The sequence below is a fragment of the Limimaricola sp. G21655-S1 genome (genome assembly GCF_027213785.1).
GTDB lineage: Bacteria > Pseudomonadota > Alphaproteobacteria > Rhodobacterales > Rhodobacteraceae > Limimaricola.
The window spans coordinates 1-14,658 of the sequence record NZ_JAPWGO010000037.1 but is presented as its reverse complement, the minus strand read 5'-3'; the positions used below and the strand labels follow the sequence as shown (position 1 = coordinate 14,658).

Below are 14,658 nucleotides of genomic sequence, written 5' to 3'. Positions count from 1 at the left end.
AAGTCCATGACGAAGAAATGCGCCTTCTGTTCGATCCCGCCGATGACGACCACCGCCTCGCCGAAGTCGGCCTGGGCGTGACCGGGCGGATGCGCCAGCGGCACGAACATCTCGCGGCCGCGCCGTTCGCGCGCCCGCATGTAATCCTTCACGATCGTGTAGCCGCCGCGGAAACCATGCTCGTCACGAAGCCGCTCGAATACCCGCTTGGCCGTGTGCCGCTGCTTGCGATGAACCGCGCGATCCCCCTCCAGCCAGCCGTCGATGATCCCCGTATAGGCATCCAGCTTCGGCCGCTTCACGGGCGCCGTGCGGCGGTAGCCGGGCGGAGCAGAGAACGCCATCATCTTGGCTACGCTGTCGCGCGAGATGTTGAAATGACGCGCCGCCTTCCGCTGGCTCATCCCCTCGGCACAGGCCAGTCGAACCTTGCGATACAAGTCCACGGTGAAAATCCTCCCGCCCTCCCTGCCTCCAGAAAGGGTAAAGGTGGACGACTTTTACGCCGCCCGCAGCAGGCTCACCCCGCCGCTACCGCGGCCGACTTTCTCACCGCCGTTCTCACTGGGTCAGTTCTCGGTGACAGCCAACAGGTCCGGGGAAAATCCGGATGGATCAGGCAGCTTGGTGATGGTAGTCTCTTCTGTGGTTGCCGCCCGTAGTGCAAGAAGCTTTTGACAGTATTGGCTTGTGATCGATTGCGAACTTCTTGTCGCTGACCCTTTGCTTGGGGTCAGCCAACCGCGCCTGTCGCGCACCCCGCGTGGCGGGCAGGCGCAAGGGTATCTGCTAGGGCTTCGCTTTCGCGAGGCTGGAATACCACGCCGAGACCGCCTCGATCTGCTCCTCCGTCAGATTCCGGGCAATCTCGTCCATAACATGGGCGAAGCGCGTTCCGCCGCGGCGGCTTTCCTTCCAAAGCCGCAGATGCTTGCTGAGATACCATTCAGGCTGACCAGCCAGATACGGATAAAGCGGATTCCTTTCCCGGCCCGCCGGACTATGACAACTCTGGCAGGCGGGAACCTTGCGCTGTCCAAACCCTTCAACGGCGATGCGCTGCCCCAGTTCGAGGACGTCCTCGCGGGTCGAGGGCGGTCCTGCACTCGCCGTCAGCGGGATCTCGGCATAGGCAAGATCGCCTGCGCCCTCCAGGACCCCGGCCTCATCCTGAGGCGTATCCAGTGGCATGAGAAAGGTTTCCATCGCATCGCTGGCGAGCCCTGCATCCACGACTGGAGCGTCGTCGACCGGATCTACGGCCAGATTCGGAACCTCCGCTTCCGGGCCGAGAACCGCAGCATCGCCCGCTCTCTCCAGAGGCACAGGCTGATCTGCGAAATAGCGCGCGAGTTCCTCTAGGACCTCCGATGGATAGCGGCTCGCGGGCGGCTCCATGAATCCGCTGTCCCGCCGCCCGAGCGCAAAGGCACGCAACGTCGCGTAGAGATATGGTGCGGGCTGACCGGCAATGATCGGAAAGGCGTCCTCGGCGTCGCCTTCCCCGCGGCCCAAGCCGTCGCGTCCGTGGCAACGCACACAATCCGCGAGGGCGTTTTCGAAGATCCCGTCGAGAGCCGCGGTGGTCTCGCCACCTGGTTCGAGGTCGTTATCCGCGAGCCCTCCGCCCAAGGCGAGTTCGGCGTATTCGGTGCGTGTCATTTCGGGGAGGGCACGCAGGAACGCCACCTGGGCCCATACCTCGTCATCCCGCTCTTGCGCCGGCCAGGCCGGCATGCCGGAATACTTGATCCCGTTCTTGACCATCCAGAACAGTTCCTCGTCGCTCCACTCGTTCACCTTTTCCTCTAGGCGCGGAGGAGCGGGGGTCATCTCTTTCACGACCGGGGATTGCGGCACGCCCGGCGCGCCATGACACGCGGCGCAGCCCGTCGCATAGTGGCCGGCAGAGCGACGCACGAGCGCCGGATCGTCGAGATTGAGATCCTTGGGCTTCACAATCAGCATCGACTGCGTCTCGACGGCGTTCTCCATGGTCCAGCCAAGGTACCATCTCGTCACAGCAAAGTGCCCCGACGAAGCAGCAATCGAGACCAGCCCCGACCAACCGACAAGAAGCGCGCCAGCGATACCGATAACCGCCAGCCCCGCCACCCTCTTCCAAGTCAGGACGACCTTCAGTCGCATTGTAAACGCTCCCCGCTTCATGACGGTGCCAGTGAGAATCCAACACTCAGACTCGCTGGCAATTGGGAGAGATTCCGCGAGCTTCGCCGGACAAGCTTCATCGGCAGTCCCAGATCAACAGGACCGGCATCGTTTCGAAGATCACGGCCACGAACGAAAGAGCGGCCAAGAGCAGGGTCGAGAACTCGAGGAACCTCTCCCGCGCCCTCACCGTATACTGGTCATTCCGGAAGCCGCCGCCGTCGGCGCGCCACTCGCGGAACGCTCGGCGTAGAATGAGCGCGATCAGCCCGAGTGAGACCACCGTAACGACGATGACCGCCACCCGCGTGCTGACGATCTCCTTGAAGGGATCGGCGTTAGGGGCGCAACGATAGGCGGCGAGAAAGTAGCTGAACAGAAAGTGGAATCCCCAGACAATCGGTGCGGCGATCAAGGTCCAGAGATTGTCCTGCGTCTTTCCGAAAACCTGCATTTCCGCCTCACGCCAGCATCGGGAAGAAAGCGATCGTTGCAACGGTCAACACCACAGTAGCGGCCATGAAGTGCCAGTATAGCACGACATTCCACAGATCCATGTCGTGCTCGGGCGTCAGCCGCCCGGTCAGGGACCGGGCCAGGCAATATGCGAGCATCAGGCTTCCCACGACGCCGTGAACAGCCGTCCAGATCGCCAGAACCCAGACCGTCGCCGGATAGACATGGACTGTCGGATTCAAACCGGTCACGAAGGGACCCCAGAGCAACGCCGCGCTGGCTCCGAAAGACAGAATGGCGCCGCTCGCCATCAGCGCGCGGGCCACACCGACTCGTCCGGCACGATTGAGCCTGCGCGCGAGCAGGCTCGCGCCCCATGTCGTCGCAAACAGAAACAGCGAGACGCTCGGCCACAAGATGCCCGGGCCGACCTCTGCCGACGGAGGAAAATCGATGTGGATCGTGAAAAAATAATAGTATCCGAAGATCAGGCCGATGAAAGCGGTCGCATCGCCGGTCATCGTGATGAACATCGCCCACCAGCCGATCGATTGCGGCCCCGACTTGTAGAGCGGAAGCGTGAGGCCGAGCCCGACGTCTTTCTCCGTCTTCTCTGGAATCTGCGCGGTGCCGCGCCAGAGCCAGACGATGATCGAGACGGCCGCGAGCCCCATTGAGATAATCGTGGCGGCCCACCAGTGGAATGTTGCGAAGATGAACACGGCGCCGGTGAAGACCGCGGCAATCATCGGCATAAAGCTGGGACCCGGCACCCGCAGGCATTGCAGCGGCTCGCCGTCGAGCACCGAGGTAATCAGAGTTTCGCGCTTCATCTCCTGGGCGTCAGGCAGGTAGAACCGTCCCTTGTCGACATCGTCTATGAAGTTCGGCTGCTCCCAGAGAGGATAGCGCGAGGTGATAATGGGGACCGACCGCACACCCCAGTCCTCGCCAGGCATCTCGGTCAGCCATTCGAGGGTTCCAGCGTTCCAAGGATTCCGCTTCGCGTAAGGCGCGTTGCCGCGCGGACGCAGCACGTCCCAGACGATCACGAGGAAACCGCTGGCGAAGACGAAGGCGCCGATGCTGGAGACGAGGTTGGCGGTCCCGACGCCCAGCTCCTCGGAGTAGGTCCAGACGCGGCGCGCCATGCCGGCCAATCCGGAGTAATGCATCGGCAGGAATGCGACGTTGAAGCCCACGAACATGAGCCAGAACGCCACTCTTCCGAGCTTGTCGGAGAGACGCCGACTGCCGACTATCGGCCAATAGTAATAGATCCCCGCCGCCAACGGAAACAGCATCCCGCCGATCAGCACATAGTGAAGGTGGGCGACGATGAAGTAGGTATCGTGCGCCTGCCAGTCGAAGGGGACCAGCGCGACCATGACACCGGTGAGCCCGCCGATCACGAACGTAGCAAGGGCCCCCGAGACGAAGAGCATCGGTACCGAGTAGATCACGCGGCCGGTGAGAAGGGTGGCCAGAAACACGAAGATCTGCACGCCTGTCGGTATCGCCACCGCCTCCGAAGCAGCCGAGAAGAAACCGAGCGAGATCGAAGGCAGGCCCGTGGTGTACATGTGGTGCACCCAGAGCCCGAAGGAGATGAACCCGGTCCCCACCGCCGCGAGCACGATCCACGAATAGCCGAGGATCGGACGCTGTGCGAAAGTGGGCACGATCATCGCGACCAGCGCGATGGCCGGCAGGAACACGATGTAGACCTCCGGATGGCCGAAAATCCAGAACAGGTGCTGCCAGAGGACCGGATCGCCGCCGCGGCTCGGGTCGAAGAACGGCCAATCGAACATCCGCTCGAGTTCGAACAGGATGTCGCCGGCAATCAGAGGCGGGAACGCGAACAGGATCATTCCCGCGACTACCAGAACGTACCAGGCATACAGCGGCATGAGGTTCAGCCGCATTCCCGGAGGACGGCATTTCAGCGTTCCGACGATCAGCTCGACCGCCGCGGCGATCGAGGCGACCTCGATGAAGGACAGGCCCAGCAGCCAGATGTCCGGCCCATAGCCCGGGGTGTACTGCTCGTTCGTGGTCAGCGGCGGATACATGAACCAGCCGGCGTTCGGCGCCGCGCCGAAGAAGATCGAGCCGCAGACGAAGACGCCGCCGATTAGGAAGCACCAGAACCCAAAGGCGGACAGACGCGGGAACGGAAGGTCTCGCGCTCCCAACATCTGCGGCAGGAGAATGATCGCGACAGCTTCGAAGATCGGCACGGCGAAGAGGAACATCATCGCCGTGCCGTGCAGGGTGAAGACCTGGTTGTAGAGAGTGGCCGACAGGAAATCGTTTTCTGGAACGGCAAGCTGCACCCGCACCATCAGCGCGAGAACACCGGCGAACAGCATGAAGCCGAAAGCCGCTGCCGTGTACCAGACACCGATTTCGGTGTTGTTGACCGCCGACCAATAGCGCCACCCCTTCGGCGCCGCCCAGACTTTCCGAAGCCGCTCTTCCTGGCCCCGGCGGACCTCCTCGTCCTCCTGGTCCGGCTCGGCCGGAGTTTCGATGGTGCCGTCAGTCATTCGAGGGACCCCAACCATTTCGCGATGCGGGCAATTTCCCCGTCCGGCAATACGCCGAATGCCGGCATCTCGACCCCCGGCTTGAGGTGGTCAGGGGAAGCGATGAATGCGGCAATGTTCTCCTCCGTGGCCGGGAGAAGGCCTGCCGCGATGGTGCGCCGGCTGGCCAGGTGCGTTAAGTCGGGGCCCACGTCCCCGTCGGCCGGCGTTCCCCGAACCGAATGGCACGCCGCACAGCCGTTCTGCATGAAGAGATCGAGACCCGGGCTGTCAGCGACCGCTGCAGGCTCGGCCTGCGCCCTGACATACGCTTCGAAGTCGGCGTTGGTCACGACGACCACGCGAAATTCCATCTGCGCGTGAGCCGTGCCGCAGAACTCTGCGCAGGCGCCATTGAAGACGCCGAGCTCGGTCGGTTCGAGTATCAGCCGGTTTACCCGGCCGGGTATCGCATCCATCTTTCCGGCAAGCGGCGGTACCCAAAAGGAGTGGATCACATCCGGGCTGCTGAGGAGAATCTCGGTGCGCTGATCCACCGGTATCCAGATCTCGTTGGCGCTGGGGATCCCGCCCTGCGGAAGGTTGCGCACCACACCGGGATCGCCCTCGACACCGTAGGCAATGCGCCACCAGAACCGCTCGCCCGAGACCGCGATGGTCGGGCCGTCGGCGGGGCGGCGCAATTCGGGCATCATCTTGAGGCCCCAGAACAGCAACCCCGCCAGAACGACGGTAGGAAAGATGCACCCACCCCAGATGATGAGGCGCAGGCCGCTCTTTTCGCTATGCTGCCCGGGCGTGGCCTTGGTCGCATAGTAGCTGATCCCGATCACGACGATCCAGATTGCGACAGCGCCGGCCAGCATGATCCAGAAGAGTGACAGCACCCGCTCCGCCTCGACGCCGGCTGTGTCGAAGGTTGATTGCGGGCCTTCGCAGGCGGAAAGAAGGAGAACGATGAGCAACATACTCGCGACGCTATGCCTGTTCATTCGCTAACGCCCTTCTGTGCCCCGCACGGTCGCTCGCCCGTTCGCCGGATGCGTCTTCTCCATTTTGCCGAACCATACAGCGACGAGGGCGACCATGGCCATGAGATACATCATCGCTCCGGCCGTCATCATAAGAAGCCCAGCAAGCTGCTGGTCTTCGAGCAGCGAAAAGCCCCATGCGGCAGGACGGGCACCGTAGCTTGCGTAAAATGCCGTCGGAGCGAAGGCCAGCAGGGCGCCGACGATCAGTGAAAATTTGAAGGTGATCACGAGCGCAATCATACCAGCTCCGAATTCTTGGCCGCGCATCTGGCAGATCGCGGTCCAGAAGAGTAAGGCGGAAACGAAGAGCGATGCATGCATGGTTGAATGTACGACGCCGTCATTCAGCGAGAGCGCAATCGCCGACGGGATATGCCAGATCAGGAACACGACCAGCTGCAGAACGGTTGCAACGCTGATTGCAGTCGCCCAACTCCAGCTCCTTCGCCACGAATTGGATGCAGCGAGGAGCGCGAGTTTCCTCTGCCAGCTCCTCGGCAGCGCGCGCATTGTGGTGGGAATGGGTAGACCGAGGACAAGAAATGGAGCCGCCAGACCCATCAGCACGATATGTTGGCCCATATGAGCAGCGAAGAGGTTCTCGCCCAAAGCATCCAAAGGCCACACTAGGGCCGCGATTAGGCCCATGATGCCCAGGAAGAACGAGCACACGCGCCAGACAGGGACTCCACGATTCCGCCCGGCCTTTTTCCAAGCCAGATGAACGCCTCTCGTATACACGGCCACGGCGATCGCGACCGGCAGAATGACGGAAGGTTGCAGAGACCAAGCCGTCCAGAGAGCATGCGGCGCCAGAGGCGTCCCATCGGTATGGGCTTGAAGTGGAGGCGCGGCGGCGATGAAGAATAGAGGCAGGCACGTCTTCCATCCGCTATCAAGTGTAAGGAGCTCCGAGCGTCCGCTCGACGCTGTTGTATGTAGCACGATTCTTTTGACCCCTACTTCCTGCACCTGTGCTAGTTCCTGACCCGCTCATGACCGCAACACGCCGAGGCGTGCTAGGCTTTCCGAGACCGCCCCCACCGTTGCCGCCAATGGCTTCTAACTGTCGAACCGTCTCGTCTCAGGGCGGGTGAGGTTATCCAATGTCCGGCTCCCACGTTGCAATTGTCTTAGAGTGCCGGTCAGTGCGAAGCGGGGAGAAGTCGTTGCGGTGAGCCGGGTTCATCTTCATGTCTTCCTGAAGCGCAGCCGCTCCGAGCTTCTCTTCGCAGGCGCTTGCGATGGCATATCATCGTCATTCAGAGCTTTCGTGAACATGATCTTTTCCATTTCTGTCCGCCTCTTGGTGACCGAACAGCTCTGCATTTGTGTGCGCATTACGGACATGTTCGAACTCGAGGGTGGAATGGTTGATGGCAAACTCCTGCTTCAGCTCCTTCTTGACCGCCGCCTTCACCGCCTCGAGGCGGTTCCAACCGTCGTCAGCTTGAGCTGCCCCAACTGAGTGCTCCAGGTTAATTGTTAATGCATGGTGGGCCTCCGGTCGATGGACACGATGCTTTCCGGCGCCGGCGGGCGATAGCCAAGGGCGCTGTGGGGCCGGACGGTGTTGTAGTGCCTCCGCCATCGCTCGATCAGGATCTGGGCCTCGCGCAGCGTGTAGAAGATCTCCCCGTCGAGCAGCTCGTTGCGAAAGCGGGCATTGAAGCTCTCGCAGTAACCGTTCTCCCAAGGTGATCCGGGTTCGATGAAGGCGGTCTTGGCACCCACGGCTTCGATCCAGTCTCGCACCTTCGTGGCTACGAATTCAGGTCCATTGTCGGAGCGAATGAACTCAGGCGGCCCGCGCAGGATGAACAGGTCCGTCAACGCATCCACCACGTCGGTGGAGTTGAGCTTTCGATCGACACGGATCATCAGCGCCTCCTTCGTAAACTCATCGATGATATTGAGGATGCGGTAAGCCTGGCCGTCATGCGTCCGGTCCTGGACGAAGTCGTAGGACCACACATGGTGGGGCCGCTCCGGTCGCAGACGAACGCACGAGCCATCGTTCAGCCACAGCCGGCTTCGTTTCTTCTGCTTCTGGGGGACCTTCAGCCCCTCGCGTTTCCAGATGCGCTCGACCCGCTTGAGGTTCACCTGCCAGCCAGACTGCTTCAGCAGCGCCGTGATGGGACGGTATCCGTAGCGGCCATACTGGCGCGCCAACTCGATGATGTCCGCCGTCAGGCGCGCTTCGTCCGGTCGGCCGCGTGGCACCTTTCTCTGCGTGGAGCGGTGCTGGCCCAGCGTGCGGCAGGCGCGGCGCTCGGACACCCCCAGCTCCTGCCGCACATGGTCGATGCATTGGCGTCGGCGCGAGGGGCTTAGAAGTTTCCCTGCGCCGCCTCGGCCAGGATGAGCTTGTCGAGCGTCAAATCGGAGACCGCCCGCCTGAGCCGTTGGTTCTCTTTCTCGAGCTCCTTCAACCGCTTCAGCTGGCTCCGGCTCATGCCGCCATATTGCCGGCGCCATCTGTAGTAGCTCTGCTGCGTGATCCCGACCTGGCGCACCGCATCGGCGACCGGCATGCCTTGCCCGTGCAGCACCTCGATCTGCCGCAGCTTCAGCACGATGTCCTCGGGCTTTTCGCGCTTTCCAACCATCCTGTAGTCCTCCTCCTGACGAGATAAATCTATCTCAGTGGGCGGAGCACTCCATTGGGGGCAGAACATAGGAGCTCTCCCCGACGCCCTCCTCAGCGGCCAGGCTCGGCCCCGAGGCCTCTCTCGAACCGCTCCGCCGCACCCATGGCCGCTTTCATCAACGCGTCGAAATCTTCTGGCGGGTTGCCGTCGTTCAACATCCCGGTGAAGGTCGCATAGGCATCGGTTTTGCTGCCATAGGCGCGCAAGGTCTTCTCGTCGTTTACCCACGCAAGCACGATGATCTTTGCCTCACTGCTGAACCGGTAGAACAACCGATACTGCTGGAAGAACTTTGCTCGGAACCAGTGCCGGCGGTGATCGCCAAGTGTGTTGCCCTGCCGGAAGTCTCGGGCGCCCGGATCAGCTGGTATCGCCTCGGTCACCAGCTTGAGAATTGCAGCCAATCGCTTCGTGCAGTTCTTCCTGTGCCAGTTCTGAGGGTCGCGCGCCTTACGGCCTTCGACCTCAGCGATCAGCGCTTCCAGCTGTTCAAGGAAGACTGGGTGCGCATAGATCGACCATCCGTTGATGACGAGCGGCGCTTCGGCGGGCGCAGCACCGCCAGTCATTCGTCCTCAGGCGACAGTGGCTCACCGAGATCGATTTCGACCTCTCTGACCAGTGCCTTCAAGCGGTCATGCAAGGCACCCTCGAACGCCTGAAGACGTTCCGGATGCGCTGTGATGTCAGCTGCGATGAAGTCGAGGAATGCACCAAGCGCGGGATCTTCTTCTTCGGCATGCACAGGCTCGATATAGACACGGCCGTTCGGCTCGGTGCAGTAGCGAATTGTATCACCCTTGTCCAAGTGCAGCTGCTTGCGCACGCCGCTTGGCACGGTCGTCTGATAGCGATCGGTGAGCTTCGAGACATCATGAGCGAGCGCGGTCACAGCAGACTCCTGAGCAGGTTGGCCGTTTCGACACCAGGTAGATAATGCATTTGCATTGTCATGTCAAGTTGGGCACAGATTCCCGCTATGAGAGAATGAGGAGTCGAGTTCTCACCCCAAGAGACGTTCCCTATGGTCATGGTCGGTCGCAGCTGGTTTGGCGATCGCGGTCCATGCCGCTGGTGCATGGTGCCGCTCCCATAAGCTGAGATTGAGTGAACTTTGCCTGTCAGAACCGCTTTGCTCGCAGTCTCCCTCGCCTCCGCCTACGCATCAGGCACCCACGCACAGGGCGCTCCCGGCGGGTCGTTGGTCGAACTTTGCAACAGTGAATCTCAGACGGATAACTTGGTGTGCACGGCGCTGATTATCGGGACGACCTCAGGCATGCGGTATGGGGTCGACGCTGGTGCCATGGCGATGGGCGCTGACGTCGAAAACCTTCACATAATCGGCCACGAAATTCTAAAGGCATGCACTCCACGAGACGCAACGGGTGGTCAGTTGCAGGCTATCGCTCTCAAATTTCTAAGAGCCCACCCCGAATTTTGGCATGAGCATTCCCCTGCCATCGTCCATCGAGCGCTGACGAAAACGTTTCCCTGCTGACCCACAAACGGTCCGCATCCAATCAGACAGTCAGTCAGGAACCCGATCAGGATCCCATCCAGCCCGGATAGGCTTCACGCAGAGCGTCCAGGTCAGCGCGGTAGTCGAGATACGCCTGCGCGCGCTTGTCTGGGAAATGACTGCCATGCTTCTGCACCTTGTCGAGCGCCTCGACAAAGCCCCGCACATAGGAGGCTCCGGCACCATAGAAGCTCTCGTAGCGGCCTGGCTTGAGCTTTGCCTCGGGCAGCTGGCGTTCGACATTCACTCCAATGTCTTTGGCGATGAGGAGCATATACTTCCTGACCGCGTTCGGGCCTCTCTTGGGTGCGTTCGGTTTGATCTCGGGTGCGGCAGGCTTGGAGGGCGCTGGCTTAGCGCCGAACTCGGGCGCGTCGGCGCGGTTCGCATAGTAGGCCAGGCCATCGCGGTCATAGTTGGCGAGGTGATGATCGCCGTTGTCGTCAATCCAATCGTTCTCTGCCTCGGCATCCCAGCTCCTGAGCACGGCAGAGGGAGCAGATCCGTTGCTGACGCCAAAGGAGCCAGTCGGTGCGTTCTTGTCTTCGATGATCGCAGCGTCGAGCTTCTTCCTCAGGTTCTTGTGGAGAACCCAGGCCCTGCGTTCCGGATTCCACTTCGCTGTTTTGAACTTGCGGCGAAACCAGCCCTTCTTGGCATAGGGGAGCCTGACGATGAGCGTGTCGCCCTCTCGCTCGTATCCGATCGCGTTTCCCAACATCGAAATCTCCTCGCAGCCTGTGTCTGTTCGCACTTAGAAGATTGTGCCCGATCGCCTAGATCGAAGCCTGATCGACAAGAAAGCTGCGGCACACCGCTCGCCCGCCTAAACATGCCAAGGAAGATTTGTCGGGAGGCATCCAGTAGTCCCGTAATGGGGGATCGGGATACTCGTGCCTAAGGTAAGAGAAGCGCTCTTAGGGTGTGCAGGAAGTCGGTCCAGAAGGTCTCGGCTTCCGAGGGACCAATGCTGAGACCGATGATTTCACGGCGCCCATCCGTGTTCACGGCCACGGCGATTATGGCCGCAGCCGAGACGATCCGTCCGCCCTGACGCACCTTCAGGTAGGTGGCGTCGAGCCAGAGGTAGGGCCAGTCACCAGCCAGGGGAGTAGGTGTCTGCGAAGAAGATGCGTTCAATCGCAGCAACCCGGAAACGAGCGATCCGCGCTGGCGCGGCAGTCCGTCCGCAGTCAGCCAGGCAGCCGGTCAGTATTTATCGGTATGCGCCCATCTATACCGGTATACCTCCAAAAATACCGGAGTATACCGCTGTTAAATCAACGCACTACGCTGCGCCTCACCACACTGATAGGGAAGAGACGCCACGGATGGGTCACTTAACGAACCAAACCGTTTTGTCGTTCCTGTCATAGAACCAAGCTTCCTCTCGAGGCGGCGACAGCGGAAGCCTGGGTCGATGGCCACGTTCATGCCTTTGCATTCTTCGGCAAGGTGCCCGCCTCGGTCCTCTACGACAACGACCGCTGCCTGGTGGCGAAGATCCTGCCGGACGGAACGCGCAAGCGCGCCACGCTCTTCAGCGGGTTTCTGTCGCACTACCTGTTCCGCGACCGCTACGGCCGGCCCGGCAAGGGCAACGAGTGAGCCATTGAAGGCGCCATTGGTTCGAGCCCAATGGCGAACGGCAACGCGGAGGGTCTGGTCGGCTACTCGCGCCGCAACTTCATGGTGCCGATCCCGCGGTTCGCAAGCTGGGACGCGTTCAACGCCTATCTGGAGGGACAGTGCCGCAAGCGCCAGGCTGATGTCCTGCGCGGCCAGTCCGAGACCATCGGAGAGCGGCTCGCGCGGGATCTGGCAGCGATGGCCGACCTGCCGGCCGCGCCGTTCGATGCCTGCGATCAGGCCACCGGACGGGTCAGCTCCCAAGCCCTGGTGCGCTACAGGACCAACGATTACTCGGTGCCGGTCGCCTATGGCCACCGCGATGTCTGGATCAGGGGGTATGTCGATGCGGTCATGATCGGTTGCGGCGGTCAGGTCATCGCACGCCATCCCCGCTGCTACGGCCGCGAGGACATGGTCTTCGACCCGGTCCACTACCTTCCGCTGATCGAGCGCAAGATCAACGCCCTGGACCAGGCGGCCCCCTTGGCCGAATGGGACCTGCCGCCGGCGTTCGCGACCCTGCGACGCCTGATGGAGGCGCGAATGACCAAGGCGGGACGGCGGGAGTATGTGCAAGTCCTGCGCCTGCTGGAGACCTTCGACATCGACGATCTCCACGCCGCCGTGAAGAAAGCCCTGCACTTGGGCGCGGTCGGCTTCGATGCCGTGAAGCATCTCGTTCTCTGCCAGGTCGAGAAACGGCCGCCGAAGCTGGACCTCGATGTCTATCCCTATCTGCCGCGCGCTCATGTCGCGTCCACGAAGGTGGCCAGCTACATGGCGCTCCTGTCGGGGGATGCGGCATGATCGACACCCCGAAGATCCTGCTCGCGGATCATCTGAAGACGCTGAAGCTGCCCACCTTCCTGCGGGAACATGAGAAGCTCGGCCGCCAGTGCGCCATCGAGGGGCTGGACCATGTCCAGTTCTTGGCCCGCCTGGTCGAGCTGGAGCTGATCGACCGCGAGCGCAGGATGGTCGAGCGCCGCATCAAGGCCGCGAAGTTCCCGGCGACCAAGAGCCTCGACAGCTTCGATTTCAAGGCGATCCCCAAGCTGAACAAGATGCAGGTGTTGGACCTCGCCCGAGGCGAATGGATCGACCGGCGCGAGAATGTCATTGCCTTGGGGCCCAGTGGAACCGGCAAGACCCATGTGGCCCTCGGGCTGGGGCTGGCCGCCTGCCAGAAAGGGCTGTCGGTGAGCTTCATCACGGCGGCTGCGCTGGTCAACGAGCTGATGGAGGCCCGCGACGAGCGCCGCATGCTTCGCCTGCAAAAGCAGCTGGCCACCGTCAAGCTGCTCATCATCGACGAGCTGGGCTTCGTGCCCTTGTCGAAGACCGGCGCCGAGCTCCTGTTCGAGGTGATCTCGCAGCGCTATGAGCGCGGCTCGACGATGATCACCAGCAACCTGCCATTCGATGAGTGGACCGAAACCTTCGGCACCGAACGCCTGACCGGCGCGCTGCTCGACAGGTTGACCCACCACGTCAATATCCTCGAGATGAATGGCGACAGCTATCGGCTCGGCCAAAGCCGGGCTCGAAAGGCCGTAGCCGCCACCTGATCCTCGCCGGATGAATTGGCCCCGCGGGCCAATGCGCCATGCCACGCCCCAGCTATGGGGCAAGCGAGCGCGTCATGGCGCTTGCCGCCTCGCAACTGGCCTGGTTTTGCGCCGCCGCGTGGCCGGTTTTTGGCCCGCCGTTGACACCATGCATGGACACCACGGATTCTGCATTGCCGAGGGACGCGTCAGACGTCCCGGAAGGCCGCGGGTGGACGGCCACCGCGTTGGCGGCGCTCGGTGCACTGGCCATGACCTCCTGCTGCATCCTGCCGCTGGTGCTTGTCAGCTTCGGGGTCAGCGGGGTTTTCATCGCCCAGATGGGCGCCCTCTATGCCTACAAGTGGTATACCTTCGGCATCGCCGCCGCGTTCCTGGGTTACGGCTTCTACAAGGCTTATCGGCCTGTCCGCTGCGCCGATGGCACCTGTGCCCGCCCGATGAACCGCACCGCGATGCGCTCCGTTCTCTGGATAGCGGCGGCAGTGATCCTCATTGCCATGCTGTTTCCCTACGCCTCCCCCTACATCCTCTCGTTCTGAAAGCACACTGACATGAGAAACATCCTTTCCGGCGCCCTGGCGCTGTCCGCGCTTTTCGCCGCCCCCGCCTTTGCCGCCGAACAGGTCGTCCGCCTCGAGGTCGGGGGACTGACGTGTCCCTCGTGCTCGTTCATCGTCGGCAACTCGCTGAAATCCGTAGAGAGCGTGGTGATCGAGGACTTCGCCGAGGGCGAAGACCCGAGCGAGGGGCTTTATACGGTCCGTTTCGACGACGAAGTCACCTCCACTGACGCCCTCATCGCGGCGGTCGAAGAGAACGGCTACCCGGCGGCGCTTCTGGAAGACCCGGTGAGTGGCGAGGGTTCGTGAAGCGGGGTCTCGATCATCTCGATCAACCGAGAGAGCAGCCGGACCAGGCCGAGGCGAACCGCCTGCTGAAGGGTGGCCTCGGCGGCGCAATATTCGCGGCGATATGCTGCTTCACGCCACTCCTTGTCCTGGCGCTGGCTGGCGCAGGCCTGTCGGCGGTGACGGGGTGGCTCGACTACGCGCTGTTCCCGCTGCTGTT

At 62.1% G+C, this 14,658-nt stretch carries 15 protein-coding genes and 3 pseudogenes; 6 read left to right on the top strand and 12 right to left on the bottom strand.

The window, feature by feature from the left end; translation table 11 throughout:
* The 10 genes and pseudogenes from O4G76_RS19120 to O4G76_RS19075 all read right to left on the bottom strand — a co-directional run.
* Nucleotides 1-404: pseudogene (locus O4G76_RS19120) on the bottom strand (IS21 family transposase); the annotation flags it as partial.
* Nucleotides 405-789: 385 nt separating this feature from the next.
* Nucleotides 790-2,148: a c-type cytochrome gene (locus tag O4G76_RS19115; RefSeq protein WP_216823331.1), complete on the bottom strand. Its 1,359-nt coding sequence runs from the start codon at nt 2,146-2,148 to the stop codon at nt 790-792.
* Nucleotides 2,149-2,245: 97 nt separating this feature from the next.
* On the bottom strand, nt 2,246-2,623 hold the full coding sequence (locus O4G76_RS19110) for a hypothetical protein (RefSeq protein ID WP_099278611.1): 378 nt from the start codon (nt 2,621-2,623) through the stop codon (nt 2,246-2,248).
* A gap of 7 nt (nt 2,624-2,630) precedes the next feature.
* A complete protein-coding gene (gene ctaD / locus O4G76_RS19105) occupies nt 2,631-5,177 on the bottom strand; it encodes a cytochrome c oxidase subunit I (protein WP_099278610.1) in 2,547 nt (848 codons plus the stop codon).
* Nucleotides 5,174-6,145, bottom strand: coding sequence for a cytochrome c oxidase subunit II (gene coxB / locus O4G76_RS19100; protein ID WP_216823329.1), 972 nt, complete (start codon nt 6,143-6,145; stop codon nt 5,174-5,176). The genes ctaD and coxB overlap by 4 nt, the downstream gene beginning before the upstream one ends.
* Before the next feature lie 27 nt (nt 6,146-6,172).
* Complete coding sequence (locus tag O4G76_RS19095) at nt 6,173-6,952, bottom strand: cytochrome c oxidase assembly protein (protein WP_269398769.1); 780 nt, start codon at nt 6,950-6,952, stop codon at nt 6,173-6,175.
* Between the two features lie 517 nt (nt 6,953-7,469).
* On the bottom strand, nt 7,470-7,631 hold the full coding sequence (locus O4G76_RS19090) for a hypothetical protein (protein WP_269398768.1): 162 nt from the start codon (nt 7,629-7,631) through the stop codon (nt 7,470-7,472).
* Nucleotides 7,632-7,696: 65 nt separating this feature from the next.
* Nucleotides 7,697-8,823, bottom strand: a protein-coding gene (locus tag O4G76_RS19085) for an IS3 family transposase (RefSeq protein ID WP_099278606.1) whose coding sequence is annotated in 2 segments (ribosomal slippage) — nt 7,697-8,559 and nt 8,559-8,823 — 1,128 coding nt in all. Because the reading frame shifts where the segments join, the coding sequence is not laid out codon by codon here.
* Between the two features lie 92 nt (nt 8,824-8,915).
* Nucleotides 8,916-9,434, bottom strand: a complete 519-nt coding sequence (locus O4G76_RS19080) for a type II toxin-antitoxin system YhaV family toxin (RefSeq protein ID WP_099278605.1) — start codon at nt 9,432-9,434, stop codon at nt 8,916-8,918.
* Entirely contained in the window at nt 9,431-9,757 is a 327-nt protein-coding gene (locus O4G76_RS19075) for a type II toxin-antitoxin system PrlF family antitoxin (RefSeq protein ID WP_099278604.1), read from the bottom strand. The genes O4G76_RS19080 and O4G76_RS19075 overlap by 4 nt, the downstream gene beginning before the upstream one ends.
* A gap of 222 nt (nt 9,758-9,979) precedes the next feature.
* Here O4G76_RS19075 and O4G76_RS22100 point away from each other — a divergent pair, with 222 nt between their 5' ends.
* Nucleotides 9,980-10,366: a Rap1a/Tai family immunity protein gene (locus O4G76_RS22100; protein ID WP_367869652.1), complete on the top strand. Its 387-nt coding sequence runs from the start codon at nt 9,980-9,982 to the stop codon at nt 10,364-10,366.
* 46 nt (nt 10,367-10,412) lie between these two features.
* On the opposite strand, the gene O4G76_RS19070 is transcribed toward O4G76_RS22100, so the two are convergent.
* Both O4G76_RS19070 and O4G76_RS19065 read right to left on the bottom strand, forming a co-directional pair.
* Nucleotides 10,413-11,108: a hypothetical protein gene (locus tag O4G76_RS19070; protein ID WP_099278603.1), complete on the bottom strand. Its 696-nt coding sequence runs from the start codon at nt 11,106-11,108 to the stop codon at nt 10,413-10,415.
* A gap of 197 nt (nt 11,109-11,305) precedes the next feature.
* Nucleotides 11,306-11,497 (bottom strand): annotated as a pseudogene (locus O4G76_RS19065) (transposase); the annotation flags it as partial.
* A gap of 285 nt (nt 11,498-11,782) precedes the next feature.
* Here O4G76_RS19065 and O4G76_RS19060 point away from each other — a divergent pair.
* From O4G76_RS19060 to merF, 5 genes and pseudogenes are all read left to right on the top strand, one after another.
* Nucleotides 11,783-12,826 (top strand): annotated as a pseudogene (locus O4G76_RS19060) (IS21 family transposase); the annotation flags it as partial.
* Nucleotides 12,823-13,587, top strand: a complete 765-nt coding sequence (gene istB, locus O4G76_RS19055) for an IS21-like element helper ATPase IstB (protein ID WP_269398767.1) — start codon at nt 12,823-12,825, stop codon at nt 13,585-13,587. The pseudogene O4G76_RS19060 and the gene istB, both read left to right, overlap by 4 nt.
* 152 nt (nt 13,588-13,739) lie before the next feature.
* Nucleotides 13,740-14,129 carry a mercuric transporter MerT family protein gene (locus O4G76_RS19050; RefSeq protein WP_089885471.1) on the top strand — a complete coding sequence of 130 codons (390 nt, stop codon included), beginning with the start codon at nt 13,740-13,742 and terminating at the stop codon, nt 14,127-14,129.
* 12 nt (nt 14,130-14,141) lie between these two features.
* A complete protein-coding gene (locus O4G76_RS19045) occupies nt 14,142-14,459 on the top strand; it encodes a heavy-metal-associated domain-containing protein (RefSeq protein ID WP_254050207.1) in 318 nt (105 codons plus the stop codon).
* On the top strand, nt 14,456-14,658 hold a 203-nt coding region (gene merF, locus O4G76_RS19040; protein ID WP_269398766.1), incomplete at its 3' end, for a mercury resistance system transport protein MerF. The genes O4G76_RS19045 and merF, both read left to right, overlap by 4 nt.